The following is a 17,834-nucleotide window of genomic DNA, read 5'->3' as shown; positions in this document are numbered from 1 at the left end:
GGCACCAGCAACAATTCCGGAGGTCAGCGGTGGCTCTGCAGATCGTTTCCGTCGTCGCGGGTGAGGAGCTCTCTTCGGGCACGCCGTACGAGTCCGTGAACCCGGCGCGGCCTTCGGAGACGGTGGCGACCATCCTGCTCGCCGGCGCGGACGACTTCGCCGGCGCCTGCCGCGCCGCGGCGGCTGCCCAGCGGGAGTGGGCGCGCGTCCCCGCACCGGTGCGCGGACGGGTAATCGCGTCGATCGGCCGCCTGGTCGAGGCCAACACCGAGGCGCTGGCCCGGCTGGTGACCGAGGAGATCGGCAAGCCGTACGCCGAGGCGCTGGGCGAGGTCCGCGAGATCGTGGACACCTGCGACTTCTTCCTCGGCGAGGGCCGCCGTCTCTACGGGCAGACCGTGCCGTCGGAGATGCCCGACAAGAGCCTGTTCACCTTCCGCGTCCCGGTCGGCGTGGCGGCGGTCGTGACGGCGGGCAACTTCCCGGTGGCCGTCCCCTCGTGGTATCTGGTTCCGGCGCTGCTGTGCGGCAACGCGGTGGTGTGGAAGCCCGCGGAATACGCCGCGGCCTCCGCGCACGCGCTCTACCGGCTGTTCGCGGCGGCCGGACTGCCCGACGGCGTGCTCAACCTCGTCTTCGCCGACGGCGCCCAGACATACGAGGGCCTTGATCGCGCGCTCGGCGAGGGCACCGTGCAGAAGGTCGGCTTCACCGGATCGAGCGCGGTCGGCCGGGCCGTCGGCGAGCTGTGCGGGCGGCACCTGCAGTCACCCTGTCTGGAGCTCGGCGGCAAGAACCCGATGGTCGTCATGCCGGACGCCGATCTCGACCTCGCCGCCGAGGGCGCCCTGTTCTCCGGCTTCGGCACCGCCGGTCAGCGGTGCACCTCCCTCGGCACGGTCATCGTCCACGAGGACGTCCACGACGAGTTCCTGCGCCGGTTCACCGCCGCCGTGCGCGACGCGAAGATCGGCGACCCGAACGGCGACGTGCTGTACGGCCCGCTGCTCGACCACAAGTTCGCCGAGCGATACGAGGAGTACCTGGGCTGGATCCAGCCGCACCACACCGTGCTGCCGGGCCCGGTCGGCCGGATGGACGGCGAGGGCCTCTACTACCACCCCGTCGTGGTGGACGGCGTCCGCCCCGACGACCGGCTGTTCCTGGAGGAGACGTTCGGCCCGATCGTGGGCGTGACGACGTTCTCCACCCTCGACGAGGCGATCGCCCTGGCCAACCGGCCGGGATACGGCCTGTCGTCGTCCATCTACACCACCGACCCGAAGGCGGTGTTCCGGTTCCGCGAGGGCGTGTCGGCCGGCATGGTCAGCGTCAACAACTCCACCTCCGGCGCGGAGGCCCACCTGCCGTTCGGCGGGAACGGCAAGTCGGGCAACGGCAGCAGGCAGAGCGGCATGTGGGTGCTCGACCAGTTCACCCGCTGGCAGGCGATGAACTGGGACTACTCGGGCCGCCTGCAGAAGGCCCAGATGGACGTGGCGGAGATCACGCCCGACCTGGGCTTCCGGCTCTGACACCCGAGGACCGATCGCCGCCCCGCGACCGCGGCCCTGACACCCGAGGACCGATCGCCGCCCCGCGACCGCGGCCCTGACACGCGTGGGCACGCCGCCCGGTGACCACACCGGACGGCGTGCCCGTCACGTGCCTCACCCGGGTGCCTCAGGGCATCGGCCCCGGCACCGCCGGTCGCCCGTCACGCGGTGGAACGCTCCCCGCGCGTGCTCAGTCGTCGTGGGGGTCGCAGGGGAAGCTCGCCGCTCCGGCGGTCATCTGGATGCCGCCGAGCAGGTGCTTCAGGAACAGCGGGTCGCTGTAGGCCTCCTTGGTGTGGCCCATGCCCGTGTACCAGGCGCGCCCGCCGTCGTAGTTGTGGCACCAGGCGATCGGGTGGTCGCCCATGGCGCCGGAGCCGGGGTTGTAGGACGTCTCGTCGAGGGCGGCGAGCACGCGCACCCCGGCGTCGCGCGGGTTGGTGCGGTAGTTGTACCACTCGTCCCAGCGGTTCCAGCGGTTCGGCAGCCCGCGGTTGGACGCCGCGCCCTGGCCGACGATCTTCACCGTGGCGTACTGCTGTGCCGGGTGGTTGCGGAAGTAGGCGCCGACGAGGCCGCCGTACCAGGCCCAGGTGTAGCCCGAGTCCCCGGCGGCGTGCACGCCGGCGAATCCTCCGCCGTTCTCGATGTAGCGCTCGAACGCCGCCTTCTGCTCGGGCTGGCCCAGCGGGTCGCCGGTCGTGGACATGAAGACGACGGTCTGATACTTGGCCAGGTTCGCGTCGGTGAACTGGGCGGCGTCCTCCGTCACGTCCACCGCGAAGCCGTTCTCCTGGCCGAGCTTCTGGATCGCAGCGACACCGGCGGGGATCGAGTCGTGGCGGAAGGCGGTGGTCTTGGAGAAGACCAGCACGCGGAACGCGGAGTCGTCCGCGCCGGCCGCATGCGCGCTGACGCCGACGAACGCCGGCGCGACGATCGCGGACAGCGCCGCCAGAGCGAGTAGTCGCTTACGTGACATGGGTGACAGTCCTCCATCTCGTGCGCCCTGGACGCCGTGGCCCACCCTCAGGGGTGGGCCACGGGTCCGGTGACGAAGGCGGGGTCGTACGCCGGAAGGTGACGACGGCCTCAAGTGGGCGCCAAGTTACCCTCTTTGGTCACGAGTGGGAAGAAGTTACGTACATGTTTCAACGACTTTCGCATGAGGTAGGACAAAGTCGTGGCCGAACCAGAATTACCGCCGGACAGTCCGTTCGCCCAGGTCCCCGCCGGGGCAGGACGGGTCAGCGCCGGCCCCGGAAGGTTCGCCGCAGGTCGTCCACCCACTCGCCGGGAATCTCCCAGGGGATGAAGTGGCCGCCGCGGTCGTGGGCGTTGGGGTTGACGAGGTTGTACCAGCCGGCGCGGTCGCCGTCGAGGAAGTGCCGCACCCGCTGGTCCGTGCTCACGCCGGGCGGGTTCTCGTAGCCGACGAAGGTGATGCCGGTGGGCGCCTCGACGACCGGCTGCCGCTCATGGGACGGGGTCCAGGGGTAGCGGTTGTTGTTGGCGTAGGTCCGTATCGACGTGCCGATGGAGTTGGTCACCCAGAAGATCATGGCGTGGGTGAGCAGGTCGTCCTTGGTGAAGACGGTCTCGACGTCGCCGCCGTTGTCGCTCCAGTTCGCCCAGCGCTCCAGTATCCAGGCGAGCATCCCTGCGGGCGAGTCGGACAACCCGTGGGCGAGCGTGCTCGGGGCGAGCACATGCGCGGCGAGGTGGACGGCGAACCGCCTCTCCCACGCGACGACCTGGGCGTGGACGTCGGCGGGCAGGCCGTCGGGGATGGGCTTGCCGCCGCTGAGATCCCAGCCCCGGTCGCCGTTGAACAACGTGAGCTTCTGGCCCGACCCGATGTGGATGGCGTGCAGCTCGTCGGCGTACTTGTGGCCGAGCTGTCCGGTCACCATGGCTCCGACGTCGCAGCCCGCCGCGCCGTACCTCTCGTAGCCGAGCGTGTCGGTCATCAGCGTGTGCCAGAGGTCGGCGACCTTCCAGAAGTTCATGCCGAGGTGGCCCGGCAGCGGGGTGGAGAACCCGAAGCCGGGAAACGAGGGCACGATCACGTCGAACGCCTCGGCGGGGTCGCCGCCGTACGCGCCGGGGTCGGCCAGCGGATCGACGACCTTGGACCAGTGCCAGAACGTCCAGGGCCAGCCGTGGGTGAGGATCAGCGGTGTGGGGGCGGGACCGGCGCCGGGCCTGCGCATGAAGTGGACCGGCACGCCCTCGATCTCGACGCGGTAGTGCTCGTAGGCGTTGATCGCGGCCTCGGCCGCCCGCCAGTCGTAGCCGTCGCGCCAGTAGTCGACGAGTTCCCGCAGGTAGGCGGCGCTCACGCCGTAGCGCCAGTCGTCGTTGCCCGCGTCGTCCGGCAGGCGGGTCAGTTCCAGGCGCCGCCGCAGGTCGGCGAGCACCTCGTCGGGCACGTGGATCGGCGCGGGCTCCAGCGGGAACGGCCGGGCCTCGGCGGACGGGGTGGTCGTGGGGTGCATCGTTCATCTCCTCGCACTGTCGCGCGGCGTGTCCGTGCCGGAGTCGCCCGCACAGGCTTCCCTTTCGATCGGTGAGTCCCCGATCGCGGTGGAGTGCAGTTCGACCATGCGGGCCAGCGCGGGCAGCGCCGCCGCGATGGCCGTCCGCTCCGCCTCCGTGAGCCGGTCGGCGAGCTCGGAGAGCCGGGCCATGCGCTCGGCGCGCCGTCCGTCCACGATCGCCGCGCCCGCGGCCGTGACGCTGACGAGGACCGCCCGGCCGTCCGACGGATCGGGGTGACGCTCCACCAGGCCCTCACGCTCCAGCTTGGTCACCATCTGGGTGATCGCCGACTGCGTGACCTGTTCGCTGCCGGCGAGTTCGGTGAGCCGCTTGGGTCCGTCGCCCGCCAGCGTGTGGAGCACGGACAGGGTCGTGAAGCTCAGCCGCCGCTCCGCGGGCAGCCGGATGTGCATGCGGGTGAAGTCTTCGAGCACGCGGGTCAGACCGGCGATGCTCAGCTCGGCGAACTCAGGCACGCGGCGAACTGTATCAGAAACTTAATTAAGTTACTGAAGTGAATAGTGGCCGGAAAACGCCGATCCCCGGCGGGCCGTGCCCGCCGGGGATCGAAATCGCAGGACGTCTCAGGCCTCCGGGCCTCGCCTGCCGTCGTAGCCGAGCAGCCGCATCGCGACCTCGGGGTCCATGGCCGCCGCGAGCAACTGCGCCCGTTCGGCTGCCCGGTCTCTGGCCTCCTCGGCCCGCCGCCGCCCCGTCTGATGGGACCGGACCAGCAGGGCCGCGACCGCGATGCCGCCGATCACCGCGACCAGCGCGACGGCCAGCAGCACGGCCGTTCCGGCGGGCACGCCCCCGACGGCGGCGGCGGCCCCGGCGCCGGCCGCGCCCCGCGGCGAGGCGAAGAGCAGCACCCCCAGCAGCGTGAGCAGCACCACCGCCACGACGACGCCGACGACCGCCCACAACGCGCCGTACGACGTGCGGGACGGCGCGCCGGGCGACCCCCCGAGCAGCGGAGCCGGGGAGACCGGTGGCGGCGCGCCGTTCCAGGGCACGAAGTCCGGCTGCGCCACGCCGGGCTGCACCGCCGGGGCGTGCCCGTTGCCGCCGGCCAGGCCGTTCGGCGGCGGGGCGACCAGCACCGGCGCGGCGCCGCCCGAGGACGCCGCCACGACCGACGCCTCGATCACCCGCGTCCGGGGCAGCGGGAGCTCGACGGGAACCTCGCTGTGCGCCTTGTGGGCCGCCGCCGCGGCCGTGTGGTATGCCTCGATCTCCTCGTAGAACTCGTCGGAGGTGTAGGCGCTGCCGTCGATCAGCGGGCCCATCCTGCCCTCGATGACCGCGACCACGTCGTCGCCGTTGAGCGTCTTGTGCTGTTCCAGCGCGTGCGCGACCGACAGCACCTCGCGGCGGTTCTCGCGCAGCAGCTCGGCCGTCTTCTCCAGCAGCCGGCTGAGGTTGAACTCGATGCGCTCGGGGAGCATGTCGGGCACCATCTCGTCGCGCCCGCCCGCCGGGGTGCCGGTGAAGCCGGTGCCGCCGCCCCCGGGCTGCGGCTGGGCCGCCTTGCCCTCGCGCAGGCCGAGCTCCTGCAGCGCCGGCAGCGAGGCCACCCCGATGCCCATGCCCCAGTGGGCCTCCATCAGCCCGGTGATCGCGGTCGCGCTCTGCAGGTCGCCGGAGACGCCGGAGGAGTTGTCCTCGCCGAAGAACATCCGCTCCCCCGCCAGCGAGGCGAGGGACACCATGATGTCGGCCTCGTACTCCGACTTCCATCGGGTGAACTGGTCCTCCGGCTTGATGCTGGCCACCATGCCGAGGTAGTCGGCACCCTTCTCGATCGTCGCCAGGTCGATCTCCAGGTGGTGACGGGTGCGGTAGGCGGCGACCGCGTGGCACGCCTCGTGCACCGCGACCGCGTGCCGCTCACGCTCGATGTACTCGACGTCCTCGGGCGGCCCGAGCTGCTTGAGCCGCTTGGCCCGCATGACGTCCGACCAGGTGATGGTCTCGCGGCCGTCCCGGATCGCGGTGATCAGCGACTCGTTGACCAGGTCCTTGATCGTCGCGCCGGTGGCGTACGGCGTTATCGTGGCCAGCTTGTCGATCTGCTCGTCGTTGAGCTGGTGGCTGACCTTGTCGAAGTAGCCCTTGTACGTGCGGATCCGGCCCGCCTTCGAGGGATAGCCGACCTTGTAGATGCGGTCGATGCGGCCGGGCCGCAGCAGCGCCTCGTCCAGGGCCTCGGGCAGGTTGGTGGCCATCATGATGAGGATGCGGTACTTCGGCGGCGGCTTGGGCCGCATGCCGAGCAGCCTGCGCACGTAGCGGTTGACGAATCCGCGCGGCTTCTTCAGGCCGGAGATCTCGGTGAGCAGCGCCTCCAGTGTCCCCATGCCGCCACCGCCGCCCATGCCCCCGCCGTACATCAGGCGGTTGACGAAGGCGCCGGTGCGCGGCATCCGCGCGGGCGCGGCCTCGCCGGCCGGGCCGGCGGCGTGACGCCCGAGCGCGGTGCGGGTGTGCGGGTCGAGGTAGGCGAAGCCGTTGCAGCCGGCCCCCTCAAAGGACGCAGGGCCGAACGGCGCCGGCACCGACCTGCCCCAGCCACCGGGTCCGCCCTGCGCCAGCGCCCCGCGGTTGCCGAGCGAGTCGGCCTCGTCGAAGAAGACGATGACGCCGCCGTACCGCAGGGCCAGTTTGCGCAGCTTGCGGAACAGCGACTTGACCTTCAGGACGCCGACGCCGAAGAACATGTTGATGAACGCGCCCGGGTCGACGAACACGTACGGCTTGCCGGTCGAGCCCGCGACCGCCTCGGCCATCAGCGTCTTGCCGGTGCCGGGCGGGCCCCACAGCAGGATGCCGCTGGGCACGTAGCCGCCCCTGGCCTCGATCTCGTCCGGCTTCTCCAGGAAGACGATGTTCTCCTTGACCCGCTCCACGACGTGGTCCTGGCCCCAGACGTCGGAGAAGCGGGTCTTGATGTCGTCGGGGTAGTAGACGTCGACACCGCCCCGCGACAGGAACCAGAAGATCGCGACGAACTGCCCGACGGCGAGCACCATGAGCAGCACGATCTGCAGGACCATGGGGAGGAAGCCCCACACGGTGGCCGGCACGCTGTACAGCGCCTCCAGCGGCGAGACCTGCTGCACCTTGCCCAGCACCAGCGCGATGACCGCGATCCAGACGACCCACTTGACGGCCCGCGCGATGCGGTAGCGGTTCCAGTCGTTGAACCTGCGGTGGGTCCAGCGGTTCCAGCCGCCGAAGACCTTGTGCGTCCAGAACCGGTGGTAGCCGGCCGAGCGCTCGCTGATGAGGAAGTGGATCTGCCGGACCACCTCGATGCCCGCCAGCCACAGGACCCAGGACGCGTCCCTGACGGTCATCACCAAGGCGTCGTAGAGGGAGATGATGCCCTCGTACGTCGCGATCTGGTTCCAGAGCAGCACGCCGAACGCGACGGCGAGCAGGATCAGGAACTTGGTCCGGTCCCACAGCGGCAGACGTTTCCTGGTGCGAGGGTCGCGGTCCACCGGACCCGACCCCGGCTCGCGAAGCCCCTCGTGGTGCTTCGGTGGGAGGGCCGTGCTCATATGAGGGGCTCCTTCACGGGTTGATGAGGTGCTTGACCTTGAAGGACTTGACGACGGTGGCGATCTCCGTGGCCCGCTTCCTGTAGCACGCGGGCGAGCAGCGGATCAGAAGGGTGGAGACCGTCGTCCCGTCGGCCGACAGATAGGCGGTCTTGTCGAACGTCTGCACCGGCCCGCTTCCCACCCGGTAGTTGTAGACGCTGTGGACGCCCCGGACGCCGTCCGTGACGGGCAGCACCTCGTCGGCCAGCAACTCGAAGCCCGAAAAGCCGCTCGCCTCAATCGCCTGCTGCTGCTCTTTCGTCACCGGCACCGGAATCGGTTGAGACAGGCGCAGAGCGTCGAGCGACACCGCGTTCTGGTCGTCCTCGCTGAGCTTCTGCACCTTCGCGAACACGAAGGGCTTGTCCTCGGCGCCGGCCGAACCCTGAACCAGGTGCATGAGGGATGGCTCGTCATAAGCGTCGAACGCCGCCGTCCACAGCGCCTGCTTCGCGAGCTGGGCGCTGGCCGACTCCGTGTCGCCGAAGACCTCCTTGTCGAGTGTCTTCTGGTCGATCTGCCGCCATGACGCGGGGACCTTGAAGTAGGTGCCGCCCGAATCGTCGCGTACGTAGGTGTATTCGGCGCCGGCACAGCCGGACAGCAAGGAGGCGGCCACCGCCGCCCCCACGACCGTTCCCACCACCCCGATCCTTACCCGCGGTCTTTCCACCAGGGCCCAACCTCCGCTTTGCGGGTCTACGAGGTAGTAGTGCCCGTTTTCCAACTATCCCTCTCAACGGTAAATCTGCGATGGGCCGGAAAACTAGACCGAATCTTTCTCGGATCTTGGTTGTTCCTGTTATACGGAAGCTGCTCGCAACGCCCGGCCGGCACCGGCATCCGCCCCCGGTGGCCCTCTGATGGCGATACCCAATGGACGACCGGCGAAAGCAGGGGAAGACCCGCGCGGTGAGATCGGCCGGTGTCGGATGAGCAGATCATGTAACGCCTGACTGCCTCGAACACGACAACTTGATGCATGCCGTCAGGAATCACCGTGGGAGGGCTGGCGCACATGAAGCAGGTCTACGAAGAAGACGGCACCGGCGAGGGGCCGGACGGCTTCTTCGGGGTGACGGCGGAGCGCATGTTCTCCGAGGTGTGGTCCCGGCAGGTCCTCACGGTCAGGGAACGGCGGTTGCTGCTGCTCGGCCTGCTCGTCGGCCAGGACATGGACGACATGCTCGAACTGCACCTCGACACCGCCCTGCGCTCGGGCGAGCTGACCCCGGCCGAACTGCGCGAGACGGTCGTGTTCCTCACCCTGTACGCCGGGTGGCCCCGTGCCGCCCGGCTCAGCGCGAAGGTGGAGGAGCTGATCAGCCGCGCCGCCGAGGTGTGACCGCCGCTACGGGCCGGACGGGTGGACCCGTGCGGTGGGTACGCTGCCGTCATGCCCACCGCACTCATCACCGGCGCGACCGCCGGGATCGGCGCCGCCTTCGCGCGCCGCCTGGCCGCCGACGGATTCTCCCTGGTCCTGGTGGCCCGCGACGAGGAGCGGCTCGCCGCCTCCGCCGAGGCCCTGCACAAGCGGTACGGCGTGCCGGTCGAGCCGCTGCACGCCGACCTGACCACGGAGGAGGGGATGGCGGCGGCCGAGGAGCGGCTGCGCTCCGGCATCGACCTGCTGGTCAACAACGCCGGGTTCGGGCACCCCGGGGGCTTCCTCGACACCCCCGTGGAGGACGAGGTCCGGATGCTGCGACTGCACTGCGAGGCGGTGCTGCGGCTGACCCGGGCGGCCCTGCCGTACATGATCTCCAAGAGGCGGGGCGGGGTGATCAACGTGGCCTCGGTCGCGGCGTTCCTCCCCGGCGGCACCTACAGCGCCACGAAGTCGTGGGTGGTGAACTACAGCGCCTCGGCGGCCAACATGGTCAACCGGCACGGCGTGCGGGTGATGGCGCTGTGCCCGGGGTTCGTGCGGACCGAGTTCCACGACCGGGCCAAGCTCGACATGTCCGGCCTGCCGCGCTTCGCGTGGCTGTCGGCCGACCGCGTCGCCGCCGACGCGATGCGCGACCTGGCCCGCGGGGCCTGGGTGAGCGTGCCGTCGGCCCGTTACAAGGCGGTCGCGGCGCTCGCCAGGCTCCTGCCGCTCAACCTGGTCGGCCGCATGGCGAAGCTGCGCTACCGCTGACTCACAGCCGCTCGACGTTCGGGCCGCGGCAGCGGCCCCGGGTGTCGAAGACGAACCGGCTCGCCCGCTGGACCAGGTCGTAGTCGTAGCAGTCCTGCCCGCCGAGCACGACGACCGCGTCGGCCCTGGCCATCTCCGCGGCGTCCGGCTCGACCACCTCGACCCCGGCCGGCACGACGAGATCGTCGGCATGCGGATCCGCGGCCCGCACCCGGGCGCCGAGCCGGCACAGCGTCTTGGCGACCTCGACAGGCGACAGCCCGAGCAGCAGGATCCTGCTGCCCCTGATCGAGCGGCACCTCCGGTTGAGCGCGAGGCCGAGCCGGTCGACCACATGGGCGGGCATGTGCGCGTTGACGTCGTTGGCCGCCTCGACCAGCCGGAATCCCCGCCCGACGCCGCGCCGGATCCCCCACGGCAGGTAGGCCACGTCGAGCGGCAGGCAGGAGTCCTCGAGCCCGGGGCAGGGCGCCACGGCGGCGTGCCCGAAGGGCGTGGAGGCGGCGGCCTCAACCGCCTCCCACACGTCGACGCCGAGGTGCGCGGCGAAGATCGACAGCTCGTTCGCCAGGGCCGCGCCGACGTGCGCGCGGGCGCTTTCCAGCAGCGCGCACAGCTCCGACACCCGGGGCGAGGAGACCGGGACGGTCTCCCGCACCAGCCTGCCGTAGAAGTCCGTCACCGCCCGCAGCGAGGCCGCGTCGACGCCCGAGACGACCTTGGGCGTGTTGCCGAGCCGCCAGCGCGGATTGCCCGGCTCGGCCCGGTGCGGACTGTGGCCGAGGTGGAAGTCGTCCCCCGCGCGCAGTCCCGACCCCTGTTCGAGCAGCGGCCGTACGAACTCCTCCGTGGTGCCGGGATAGGCGGTGCCCTCCAGCACCACGGTCGCCCCCGGCCGCAGGAACGGGACGATCCGGCCGGCGGCCGAGCCGAGCGGGCCGAGGTCGGGCGCGCCGCCCCGCATCCGCACCGGCGAGGTGAGCACGCAGACGTCGAACCCGGAGGCGTCGGCCGCGTCGGCGCTCGCCGCGTACCGGCCGGAGGCGTGTGCGGCGGCCAGCGCGGCGGCGCCGACGCCCTCGGCGCACGGCTCCCCCGCGTTCAGCCGCTTGACCCGCCACTCGTCCTCGTCGAGGCCGACGACGCGGAATCCCGCCTCCACGGCGCGCATCGCCAGGGGCAGCCCGGCCGGGCCCTGGCCCACGACCACCAGCTTCTCCGCCACGCTACGAACTGTAGGAGCGACCCCGCCGCCGCCCCCGGGATTGGCGGACGGGATGGCTGTAAGGCTTGGGTACGGATAGGGAAAAGTCTCTTCCGGCGGCGTCCGGGCGCCCCGTCGGCGGTGGGACCGCGGACTAGCTTCTCCGACATGATCAGGGAGGAGCCAGCATGAAACCGGACGACCGGATTCGTGTCATGGAGATAATCGCCCGGATGAACGTGAGCGGTCCCGCCACCCAGGTCACCGGGTTGTGCGAGCGGCTCAGCCCGGTGGAGTTCGACCACCGCCTGTACACCGGATACGTCGACGGCGGCGAGGGCGACCACCTGCAGCTTCGCGACGTGACGATCCCGGTCCACCGGGTGCCGGGCCTCGGCCGTGCGATCAAGCCGGCCGACGACTACCGGGCCCTGTTCCGGCTGACGAACGCGATGCGCGAGTTCAGGCCGCACATCGTGCACACCAGGACCACCAAGGCGGGCGCGCTCGGCCGCCTCGCGGTGCGGCTGTCGGGCGTCGGGGCGGCCCGGGTGCACAGCTACCACGGCCACCTCCTCGACGGACAGCTCTCCCGCCTGCGGCGGGCCGTCTACGTCCGCACCGAGCGCCGGCTGGCGAGGATGACCGACCACCTCGTCACGGTCGGCGCCCGGGTGCGCGACGACCTCCTCGCGGCCGGGATCGGCCGGCCCGAGCAGTACGTCGTCATCCCGCCCGGCGCCGGGCTCGCCCCGCTGCCCGAGCGTGCCCGGGCCCGCGCCGCGCTGGGCGTCCCACTGGACGCGCCGGTCGTGGCGTACGTCGGCCGGCTGAAGAAGGCCAAACGGCCCGACCGGCTCGCGGAGGTCGCCAGGGCCGTCCTGGCCCGGCTGCCCGGTGCCCGGTTCCTCGTCTGCGGCAGCGGCGAGCTGAAGGAGGAGGTGGAGCGGGCCGTCATGCCGATGTGGGAATCCTTCCGGCTGCTCGGCTGGCGGCGCGACGTCGAGACCGTGTACGCCGCGGCCGACGTGGTGCTGCTCACCTCCGACAGCGAGGGCACGCCGCTGGCGCTCGTGGAGGCCGGCATGGCGGGCCTGCCGGTGGTGGCCACGCGCGTCGGCAGCGTTCCCGAGGTTGTCATGGACCGCCGCACGGGATTCCTGACCGAGCCGGACTCGGACGAGATGGCCGACCACGTCGTACGGCTGCTGGTGGACCCCGGCCTGGCGCGGCGGATGGGCGAGTCGGCCCGCGCGTGGACCGGGCGGGCGTTCTGCGTGGACCGGCTGGTGGCCGACACCGAGGCCCTCTACCGGGCGCTGCGCGGCGCGACGCGGTCGGAGGTGGGCAGCCGATGACGCCCCTCCCGGCGCTGGCGCCCGCGCTCGCGGGAGCGGTCGCCTGCCTGCTCGCCGCCGCGGGCCTGCGGCCGGTGCGGCGCGCGGTCCCCTATCTGGGCGGGGTGACGCTGGCGGCGGCCACGGCGGGCGCCGCGGTGACGGGCACGATGACGGCCATGGGCCCGCTCGACCGGCGGGTGAGCGCGGTCCTGCTGGCCGCCGCCGCGGTGGCGCTGCTCGGGCTCATCGCGGACGTGGGCGCGCTGCCGCTCGTCACGCGGCTCATCGTGGAGTCGGTGGCGGCGGGCGGGGTCGTGCTGTGCGGAGTGCAGGTGACGCTGACGGGCGACTGGCTGGACGGCCCGGTCAGCGTGATGTGGATCGTCGCGATGACCAACGCGTACGGGCTGCTCGACCGGCTCGGCGGCGCGCTGGCCGCGGTCGGCGCCGTCACCGGCGCGTTCCTCGCCGGGACGGCGCTCGTGCTGGGCGACCCGTCCCTCGCGGCGCTCGCGGCCGCCCTGGCGGGGGCGTGCCTCGGCGCCCTCCCGTACGGCAGGGCGCGTGGCAGGGTCCGGCTCGGGCCGTCCGCCTCGCTGTTCGCCGGATTCGTCCTGACCTGCACGGCCGCCGGGCTGACGGCCGGACGCGGCACAGCCGTGGTCGCGGCCGGGCTGCTGCTGCCGGCGCTGGCCGCGATCGTGGGGGCCGGGGCGTACGCCGTCCGCCGTCCGCGGCGGGCGGGCCGGCCGGCGGGACCGGCGCGGAATGCGGCGCCCGCGCTGTGCGGTGTTTCGGCCGGCACCGGGACGGCCGGGCTCGCGGTCGCGCTCGGCTGGGTGCCCGCGAGCACAGCGGCCGCGGTCACCGCCGCGACCGCCACCGCGCTGCTCTGCTGTGCGCGCCTCCGGCACGACTTCATCTACGCGCGCCCGATGTGGGCGTGGGCGTCCTTGTGGATGCCGGCCGGTGACGACCGGCAGCGCGGGCGCGTGCCGCGCCCGCGCTCCGCCGGAAACCCCCCGCCGCCCGTAGTACGGCGGGGGTGACCCGGGTCAGCGGCCGATGTTGGCCTCGTGGCCGATGGACAGGCCCGAGTCGACGTCGAAGAAGTGCAGGTTGTGCGTGTCGACGACCAGCTCGATCTCCTGGCCGGGACGGACGTGGCTGCGGGCGTTGACACGCGCGGTCCACAGCGACTTGTCGCCGGTCAGCGGGAGCGTCGTCTCCTCGTCGTCGCCGTCGTGGGCGGCGGCCACGGTGTCCTTGTGCTCGACCGGCGGGGCGTCGATCGTGAACAGGACGTTGATCTCCGAGCCCAGTTCCTCGGTGACGTTGGCGCGCACCGGGATGCGCACCCACCCGGCGCCGTTGCCGCTGGCCGAACCGGCGTCCTCGAAGTCGGAGGGCCGGATGCCGAGGATGATCTTACGGCCGATGTAGCGGTCGAGGCCCGGCTTCTCGGCGAAGGTCGAGTCGGGGACGGGGAGGCGGTAGCCGGCGAAGGCCACGGCCGCGCCGCCGTTGTCGCGGATCAGCTCGGCGTAGGTGAAGTTCATGGCCGGGGAGCCCATGAAGCCGGCGACGAACAGGTTGACCGGGTTGTCGAACAGGTTCTGCGGAGTGTCCACCTGCTGGAGGACGCCGTCGCGCAGGACGCAGACGCGGTCGCCGAGGGTCATGGCCTCGACCTGGTCGTGGGTGACGTACACGGTCGTGACGCCGAGGCGCTCGTGGAGCTGGTTCAGCGAGGCGCGCATGGAGACACGGAGCTTGGCGTCCAGGTTGGACAGCGGCTCGTCCATGAGGAAGGCCTGGGGCTCGCGGACGATGGCGCGGCCCATCGCGACACGCTGGCGCTGACCACCGGACAGGGCGGCCGGCTTGCGCTTGAGGTACTGCTCCAGGCCGAGCATGCGCGCGGCGTCGTTGACCCGCTTCTGGATCTCGGTCTTCGACATCTTGCGCAGCTTGAGGCCGAAGGCGAGGTTCTCCTCGACCGTCATGTGCGGGTACAGCGCGTAGTTCTGGAAGACCATGGCGATGTCGCGGTCCTTCGGAGGAAGGTGGTTCACGACACGGTCGCCGATGACGATCTCGCCGCCGCTGATGTCCTCCAGGCCGGCGATCATCCGCAGGGCGGTGGACTTGCCACAGCCCGACGGGCCGACCAGCACCATGAACTCGCCGTCCTTGATCTCCAGGTTGAGGCCGTTGACGGCCTTCACCCCACCCGCGTAGATCTTGTCGACGTTGTTCAGAACGATAGAAGCCATGCCAGTCCTTCGCGCTTCCGAGACAACAAGAAGAAGTGGATACGTTTTCAAGACTGTCCCGTGAAATACCGCCTATTGTCAAGATTTCGGTGACACGACCCATGGAATCATGATGGAATCGTTTCCATGAGTGGTCCAGCGCAGCGGCGGATAACCATCAAGGAAGTGGCGGAGGCGGCCGGGGTCGGGGTGGCCACCGTGTCCCGTGTCCTGTCGGGCGGCTCGGCGAGCGCGGAGACCCGCGAGAAGGTGCTCGCCGCGGCGGCGCGGCTCGACTACCGGCCGAGCGCGCTGGGACGCAACCTGAGGCGCCAGCGGACGGGCGGCATCGGCCTGCTGGTCCCCGACATCACCGACAGCTTCTACGCGCGGCTGACCGACGGCGTGCTGTCGTGCGCGCGCTCGTACGGCGAGCCCGTCACGGTGGGGGTCACCGGCGACGATCCCGAACGGGAGGCCGAGCTGATCGGCACGCTCATCGAGCAGAGCATGGACCGGCTGATCGCGGTGCCGTCCGGGGACGGCGAGATGTGGGCGCCCGCCCTGCGCGCGGGGCTGAACGTCGTGTTCGCCGACCGGCGGGTGCGCGCCGACGTGCCCAGCGTGGTGCCCGACGACCGGGCGGGGGTGCTGACGGCCGTCGAGTACCTGGCCGGGCTGGGCCACCGCAAGATCGCCTATCTCGGCCGGCACGGGCAGTCGCAGCGGGTCGCCGCGTTCAGCGCCGCGATCGCCTCGCTGGGCCTGCCCGCCGACCGGGATCTGGTCGTGCACGCCCGGTCGAGCCGCGACTCCGCCTACGCCGCGGCCGCGGGCCTGCTGCAGCACCGGCCGGACGTCACCGCGGTGATCGCGGGCGGCAACGTGCTCGGCGAGGCGGCCGTGCTGGCCGCCCGCGAGCTGGACGTGCGCATCCCCAGGGACGTGTCGCTCATCATGTTCGACGACGTGCCCTGGGCCGAGCTGTGCTCCCCGCCGCTGACCGTGATCGCCCAGCCGGCCCAGGACATCGGCTACCGCGCCGCCGAGCTGGTGCTGCGGCAGGGCAGGCGTCCTCCGACCGTCACGCTGCCCACCCAGCTCGTCGTACGGGCGAGCTGCGGGCCCAAGGTCTCGGTTCCTAGGCGATGACCTTCTCGATCGCCTCGGCGATCTCCGGGGCCTCGGGGACGACGCGGGGGCGGAACCGGGCGACCACCTGGCCGTCGGCGGCGACCAGGAACTTCTCGAAGTTCCACTGGATGTCGCCCGCCTCGCCCTCCGCGTCGGGGGTCTCGGTCAGCCCGACGTAGAGAGGATGCCGCCCCGGGCCGTTGACCTCGGTCTTCTCCAGCAACGGGAAGTCCACGCCGTAGGTCGTGGAGCAGAACTCCTTGATCTCCTCCGCCGAGCCGGGCTCCTGGCCCATGAACTGGTTGCAGGGCACGCCGACGACGGTGAACCCCCGGTCGGCGTACGCCCGCTGGAGCGCGACCAGGCCCTCGTACTGCGGGGTCAGCCCGCACCTGGACGCCACGTTGACCACCAGGGCGGCCCCGCCGCCGAGCAGGTCGCCGAGGGTCGTGCCCTCGCCGTCGATCGTGGTCACCGGAATATCGAGAACGCTCATGTCCGCACCCTAAACGAGCGTCCCGTCCGTTCTCGCCGCAGGGCGCGCCGTGCACGGTAAGCCGCGCCTCCGGGAACGGTCGGCGTTGGGGGGCGGATCGGCAAAGAACCGTCCGCGAGGTGCCGCGGATGCCGCCGGGGAGGCGGGCGGCCGTATTTCAATCCGCGTGAGGACCCGTCGCGGTGCCCGCCGGAAGCTTGTGGTGATCCGGTGCGGGCCGAGCGGACGGCGGCGCCCACGCCATGGGCGCGCGGCCGCGCGGCGGGCGCCACGCGCGCCCGCCTTCCGCACGCGACCCGACGACAAGGACCGATTTGGACAGCAGAAGCGTTCTACGCAACACAGTCGCCGCCGTCATCGCGGCCACCGTCACCGGTGGCGGAAGCGGAGTGGCGTGGGCCGACGAGTGGACCGCCGCGGAGCGGACCGGGGAGAGCGTGCGGCCCGTCACCCACGTCGGAGTGTGGACGACGCGGGTGGCGGCGCAGCCGCCCCGGTTCCGCCAGGCGCCGGCGAAGATCCGCAGCAAGGCGTACGCCTTCCGGCTCGTCACCCGCCACACGTGGTCGGGCGAGCAGTTCCAGTGCCTGGACAGCCTGTGGACCAGGGAGAGCAACTGGGACCACCGGGCCTACAACCAGGGCTCGGGCGCCTACGGCATCCCGCAGGCGCTGCCCGGGCGGAAGATGGGCTACGTCGCCAGCGACTGGCGGTTCAACCCGCAGACCCAGATCAGGTGGGGGCTGCGGTACATCAAGGGCCGCTACGGTTCGCCGTGCGGCGCCTGGGGCCACTTCCGGTCCCACAACTGGTACTGACCCGGGCGGAGGCGCCCGGCGGCCTACTGCCGGGCGCCTCCATGACCGGCCCGCCCGCCGCCCCGCTCGCCGGCCCCGCGGCCGGCCTGCGCGTCCGCCCGTGCGGCGGCTCGTACGGCCATCGCCTGGACCAGCAGTTCCAGGCCGAACTCGAACTCCTCGTCGTGGTCGCAGGAGTCCAGATGCGGCCGCAGCTCGCTCACCACGGGGAACAGCGCGGGGTCCACCTCGGCGATGATCGCGTCGGCCCGTACGGGGGCGAACGTGGGGGTCACCCCCACCTCCCGCAGCAGCGAGCCGACGACGTACGCGATGAACATGCGCAGCATCCGGACGGCCTCCCGGCCGTCGAAGCCCGCCTCGCGCAGGGTCGCCAGGGCGCGCTCCACCGGGAGGAGGCCCGCGGTCGAGCTCAGCTGCCTGCTCACCACGACCATCGTGGAACGGGGGTAGTGGTGGGCGATGCGCCGGAAGGCCCGCGCCTGGATGCGCACCCGCTCGGTCCAGTGGGCGGACGGGTCGTCGGTGAAGCCGATCCGCGACAGCACGTCCTCGGCGACGGCGTCGAGCAGCGCGGCCTTGCTGGGCACGTGGTTGTACAGCGACATGACGCCGACGCCGAGTTCCGCGGCGATCCTGCGCATCGAGACGGCGTCGGCGCCCTCTCTCTCGATGAGCTCCACGGCGGCGGTCACGATGCGGTTGCGGTTGAGCATGGCCGAATCCTCTCTCGCCG

Annotated in this window: 16 protein-coding genes; 7 read left to right on the top strand and 9 right to left on the bottom strand. The window is 71.6% G+C overall.

All coding sequences use genetic code 11. The annotated features are described in order from the left end of the window. The first annotated feature begins 29 nt into the window (after nt 1-29). Nucleotides 30-1,535, top strand: coding sequence for an aldehyde dehydrogenase family protein (locus tag FH610_RS14100; protein ID WP_139574837.1), 1,506 nt, complete (start codon nt 30-32; stop codon nt 1,533-1,535). Nucleotides 1,536-1,746: 211 nt separating this feature from the next. Here the strand turns inward: FH610_RS14100 and FH610_RS14095 are convergent, their stop codons facing one another. The 5 genes from FH610_RS14095 to FH610_RS14075 all read right to left on the bottom strand — a co-directional run bounded on the left by FH610_RS14095 (nt 1,747) and on the right by FH610_RS14075 (nt 8,348). Continuing rightward, the gene (locus tag FH610_RS14095; protein ID WP_139574835.1) at nt 1,747-2,538 is read right to left on the bottom strand and encodes a ThuA domain-containing protein; all 792 of its coding nucleotides are present in this window, start codon (nt 2,536-2,538) and stop codon (nt 1,747-1,749) included. A 265-nt stretch (nt 2,539-2,803) separates the two neighbouring features. Then, entirely contained in the window at nt 2,804-4,054 is a 1,251-nt protein-coding gene (locus tag FH610_RS14090; RefSeq protein ID WP_139574833.1) for an epoxide hydrolase family protein, read from the bottom strand. Between the two features lie 3 nt (nt 4,055-4,057). Further along, nucleotides 4,058-4,573, bottom strand: a complete 516-nt coding sequence (locus tag FH610_RS14085) for a MarR family winged helix-turn-helix transcriptional regulator (RefSeq protein WP_240808959.1) — start codon at nt 4,571-4,573, stop codon at nt 4,058-4,060. Nucleotides 4,574-4,681: 108 nt separating this feature from the next. Next, nucleotides 4,682-7,663, bottom strand: coding sequence for an AAA family ATPase (locus tag FH610_RS14080; protein ID WP_139574831.1), 2,982 nt, complete (start codon nt 7,661-7,663; stop codon nt 4,682-4,684). Between the two features lie 13 nt (nt 7,664-7,676). Next, nucleotides 7,677-8,348 (bottom strand): hypothetical protein, encoded by a 672-nt coding sequence (locus FH610_RS14075; RefSeq protein ID WP_139574829.1) that lies wholly within the window; start codon nt 8,346-8,348, stop codon nt 7,677-7,679. 339 nt (nt 8,349-8,687) lie between these two features. Between FH610_RS14075 and FH610_RS14070 the strand changes: the two genes are divergently transcribed. Continuing rightward, nucleotides 8,688-9,050, top strand: a complete 363-nt coding sequence (locus FH610_RS14070; RefSeq protein WP_139574827.1) for a carboxymuconolactone decarboxylase family protein — start codon at nt 8,688-8,690, stop codon at nt 9,048-9,050. Between the two features lie 51 nt (nt 9,051-9,101). Continuing rightward, complete coding sequence (locus FH610_RS14065) at nt 9,102-9,851, top strand: SDR family NAD(P)-dependent oxidoreductase (protein ID WP_139574825.1); 750 nt, start codon at nt 9,102-9,104, stop codon at nt 9,849-9,851. Nucleotide 9,852: 1 nt separating this feature from the next. Here FH610_RS14065 and FH610_RS14060 read toward each other — a convergent pair whose 3' ends face one another. Continuing rightward, nucleotides 9,853-11,076 carry a nucleotide sugar dehydrogenase gene (locus FH610_RS14060; RefSeq protein ID WP_139574823.1) on the bottom strand — a complete coding sequence of 408 codons (1,224 nt, stop codon included), beginning with the start codon at nt 11,074-11,076 and terminating at the stop codon, nt 9,853-9,855. A gap of 167 nt (nt 11,077-11,243) precedes the next feature. Here FH610_RS14060 and FH610_RS14055 point away from each other — a divergent pair, with 167 nt between their 5' ends. Both FH610_RS14055 and FH610_RS14050 read left to right on the top strand, forming a co-directional pair. Beyond that, nucleotides 11,244-12,413 (top strand): glycosyltransferase, encoded by a 1,170-nt coding sequence (locus FH610_RS14055; RefSeq protein ID WP_139574821.1) that lies wholly within the window; start codon nt 11,244-11,246, stop codon nt 12,411-12,413. Then, complete coding sequence (locus FH610_RS14050; RefSeq protein ID WP_139574820.1) at nt 12,410-13,444, top strand: MraY family glycosyltransferase; 1,035 nt, start codon at nt 12,410-12,412, stop codon at nt 13,442-13,444. Before FH610_RS14055 ends, FH610_RS14050 begins: the two co-directional genes overlap by 4 nt. A 6-nt stretch (nt 13,445-13,450) precedes the next feature. Here the strand turns inward: FH610_RS14050 and FH610_RS14045 are convergent, their stop codons facing one another. Then, complete coding sequence (locus tag FH610_RS14045; RefSeq protein ID WP_139574818.1) at nt 13,451-14,671, bottom strand: ABC transporter ATP-binding protein; 1,221 nt, start codon at nt 14,669-14,671, stop codon at nt 13,451-13,453. Nucleotides 14,672-14,797: 126 nt separating this feature from the next. On the opposite strand from FH610_RS14045, the gene FH610_RS14040 reads away from it, so the two are divergent. Next, nucleotides 14,798-15,802, top strand: a complete 1,005-nt coding sequence (locus tag FH610_RS14040; RefSeq protein ID WP_139574817.1) for a LacI family DNA-binding transcriptional regulator — start codon at nt 14,798-14,800, stop codon at nt 15,800-15,802. Here the strand turns inward: FH610_RS14040 and FH610_RS14035 are convergent. Continuing rightward, on the bottom strand, nt 15,792-16,280 hold the full coding sequence (locus FH610_RS14035; RefSeq protein ID WP_139574816.1) for a glutathione peroxidase: 489 nt from the start codon (nt 16,278-16,280) through the stop codon (nt 15,792-15,794). The genes FH610_RS14040 and FH610_RS14035 overlap by 11 nt on opposite strands. 314 nt (nt 16,281-16,594) lie before the next feature. Here FH610_RS14035 and FH610_RS14030 point away from each other — a divergent pair, with 314 nt between their 5' ends. Next, nucleotides 16,595-17,098, top strand: coding sequence for an aggregation-promoting factor C-terminal-like domain-containing protein (locus tag FH610_RS14030; RefSeq protein WP_139574814.1), 504 nt, complete (start codon nt 16,595-16,597; stop codon nt 17,096-17,098). Between the two features lie 23 nt (nt 17,099-17,121). On the opposite strand, the gene FH610_RS14025 is transcribed toward FH610_RS14030, so the two are convergent. Beyond that, complete coding sequence (locus FH610_RS14025; RefSeq protein ID WP_139574813.1) at nt 17,122-17,814, bottom strand: TetR/AcrR family transcriptional regulator C-terminal domain-containing protein; 693 nt, start codon at nt 17,812-17,814, stop codon at nt 17,122-17,124. Nucleotides 17,815-17,834: the final 20 nt, after the last annotated feature.

The sequence above is a fragment of the Microbispora catharanthi genome, assembly GCF_006334915.2.
Taxonomy (GTDB): domain Bacteria; phylum Actinomycetota; class Actinomycetes; order Streptosporangiales; family Streptosporangiaceae; genus Microbispora; species Microbispora catharanthi.
Note: the sequence above shows the minus strand (reverse complement) of the source record. Positions and strands in the feature narration are given on the sequence as shown.

Coding starts and splice junctions, on each gene's coding strand:
- FH610_RS14095 (WP_139574835.1), bottom strand. CDS start 2,538: ATGTCACGTAAGCGACTACTCGCTCTGGCGGCGCTGTCCGCGATCGTC.
- FH610_RS14090 (WP_139574833.1), bottom strand. CDS start 4,054: ATGCACCCCACGACCACCCCGTCCGCCGAGGCCCGGCCGTTCCCGCTG.
- FH610_RS14080 (WP_139574831.1), bottom strand. CDS start 7,663: ATGAGCACGGCCCTCCCACCGAAGCACCACGAGGGGCTTCGCGAGCCG.
- FH610_RS14070 (WP_139574827.1), top strand. CDS start 8,688: ATGCCGTCAGGAATCACCGTGGGAGGGCTGGCGCACATGAAGCAGGTC.
- FH610_RS14065 (WP_139574825.1), top strand. CDS start 9,102: ATGCCCACCGCACTCATCACCGGCGCGACCGCCGGGATCGGCGCCGCC.
- FH610_RS14055 (WP_139574821.1), top strand. CDS start 11,244: ATGAAACCGGACGACCGGATTCGTGTCATGGAGATAATCGCCCGGATG.
- FH610_RS14050 (WP_139574820.1), top strand. CDS start 12,410: ATGACGCCCCTCCCGGCGCTGGCGCCCGCGCTCGCGGGAGCGGTCGCC.
- FH610_RS14045 (WP_139574818.1), bottom strand. CDS start 14,671: ATGGCTTCTATCGTTCTGAACAACGTCGACAAGATCTACGCGGGTGGG.
- FH610_RS14040 (WP_139574817.1), top strand. CDS start 14,798: ATGAGTGGTCCAGCGCAGCGGCGGATAACCATCAAGGAAGTGGCGGAG.
- FH610_RS14035 (WP_139574816.1), bottom strand. CDS start 16,280: ATGAGCGTTCTCGATATTCCGGTGACCACGATCGACGGCGAGGGCACG.
- FH610_RS14025 (WP_139574813.1), bottom strand. CDS start 17,814: ATGCTCAACCGCAACCGCATCGTGACCGCCGCCGTGGAGCTCATCGAG.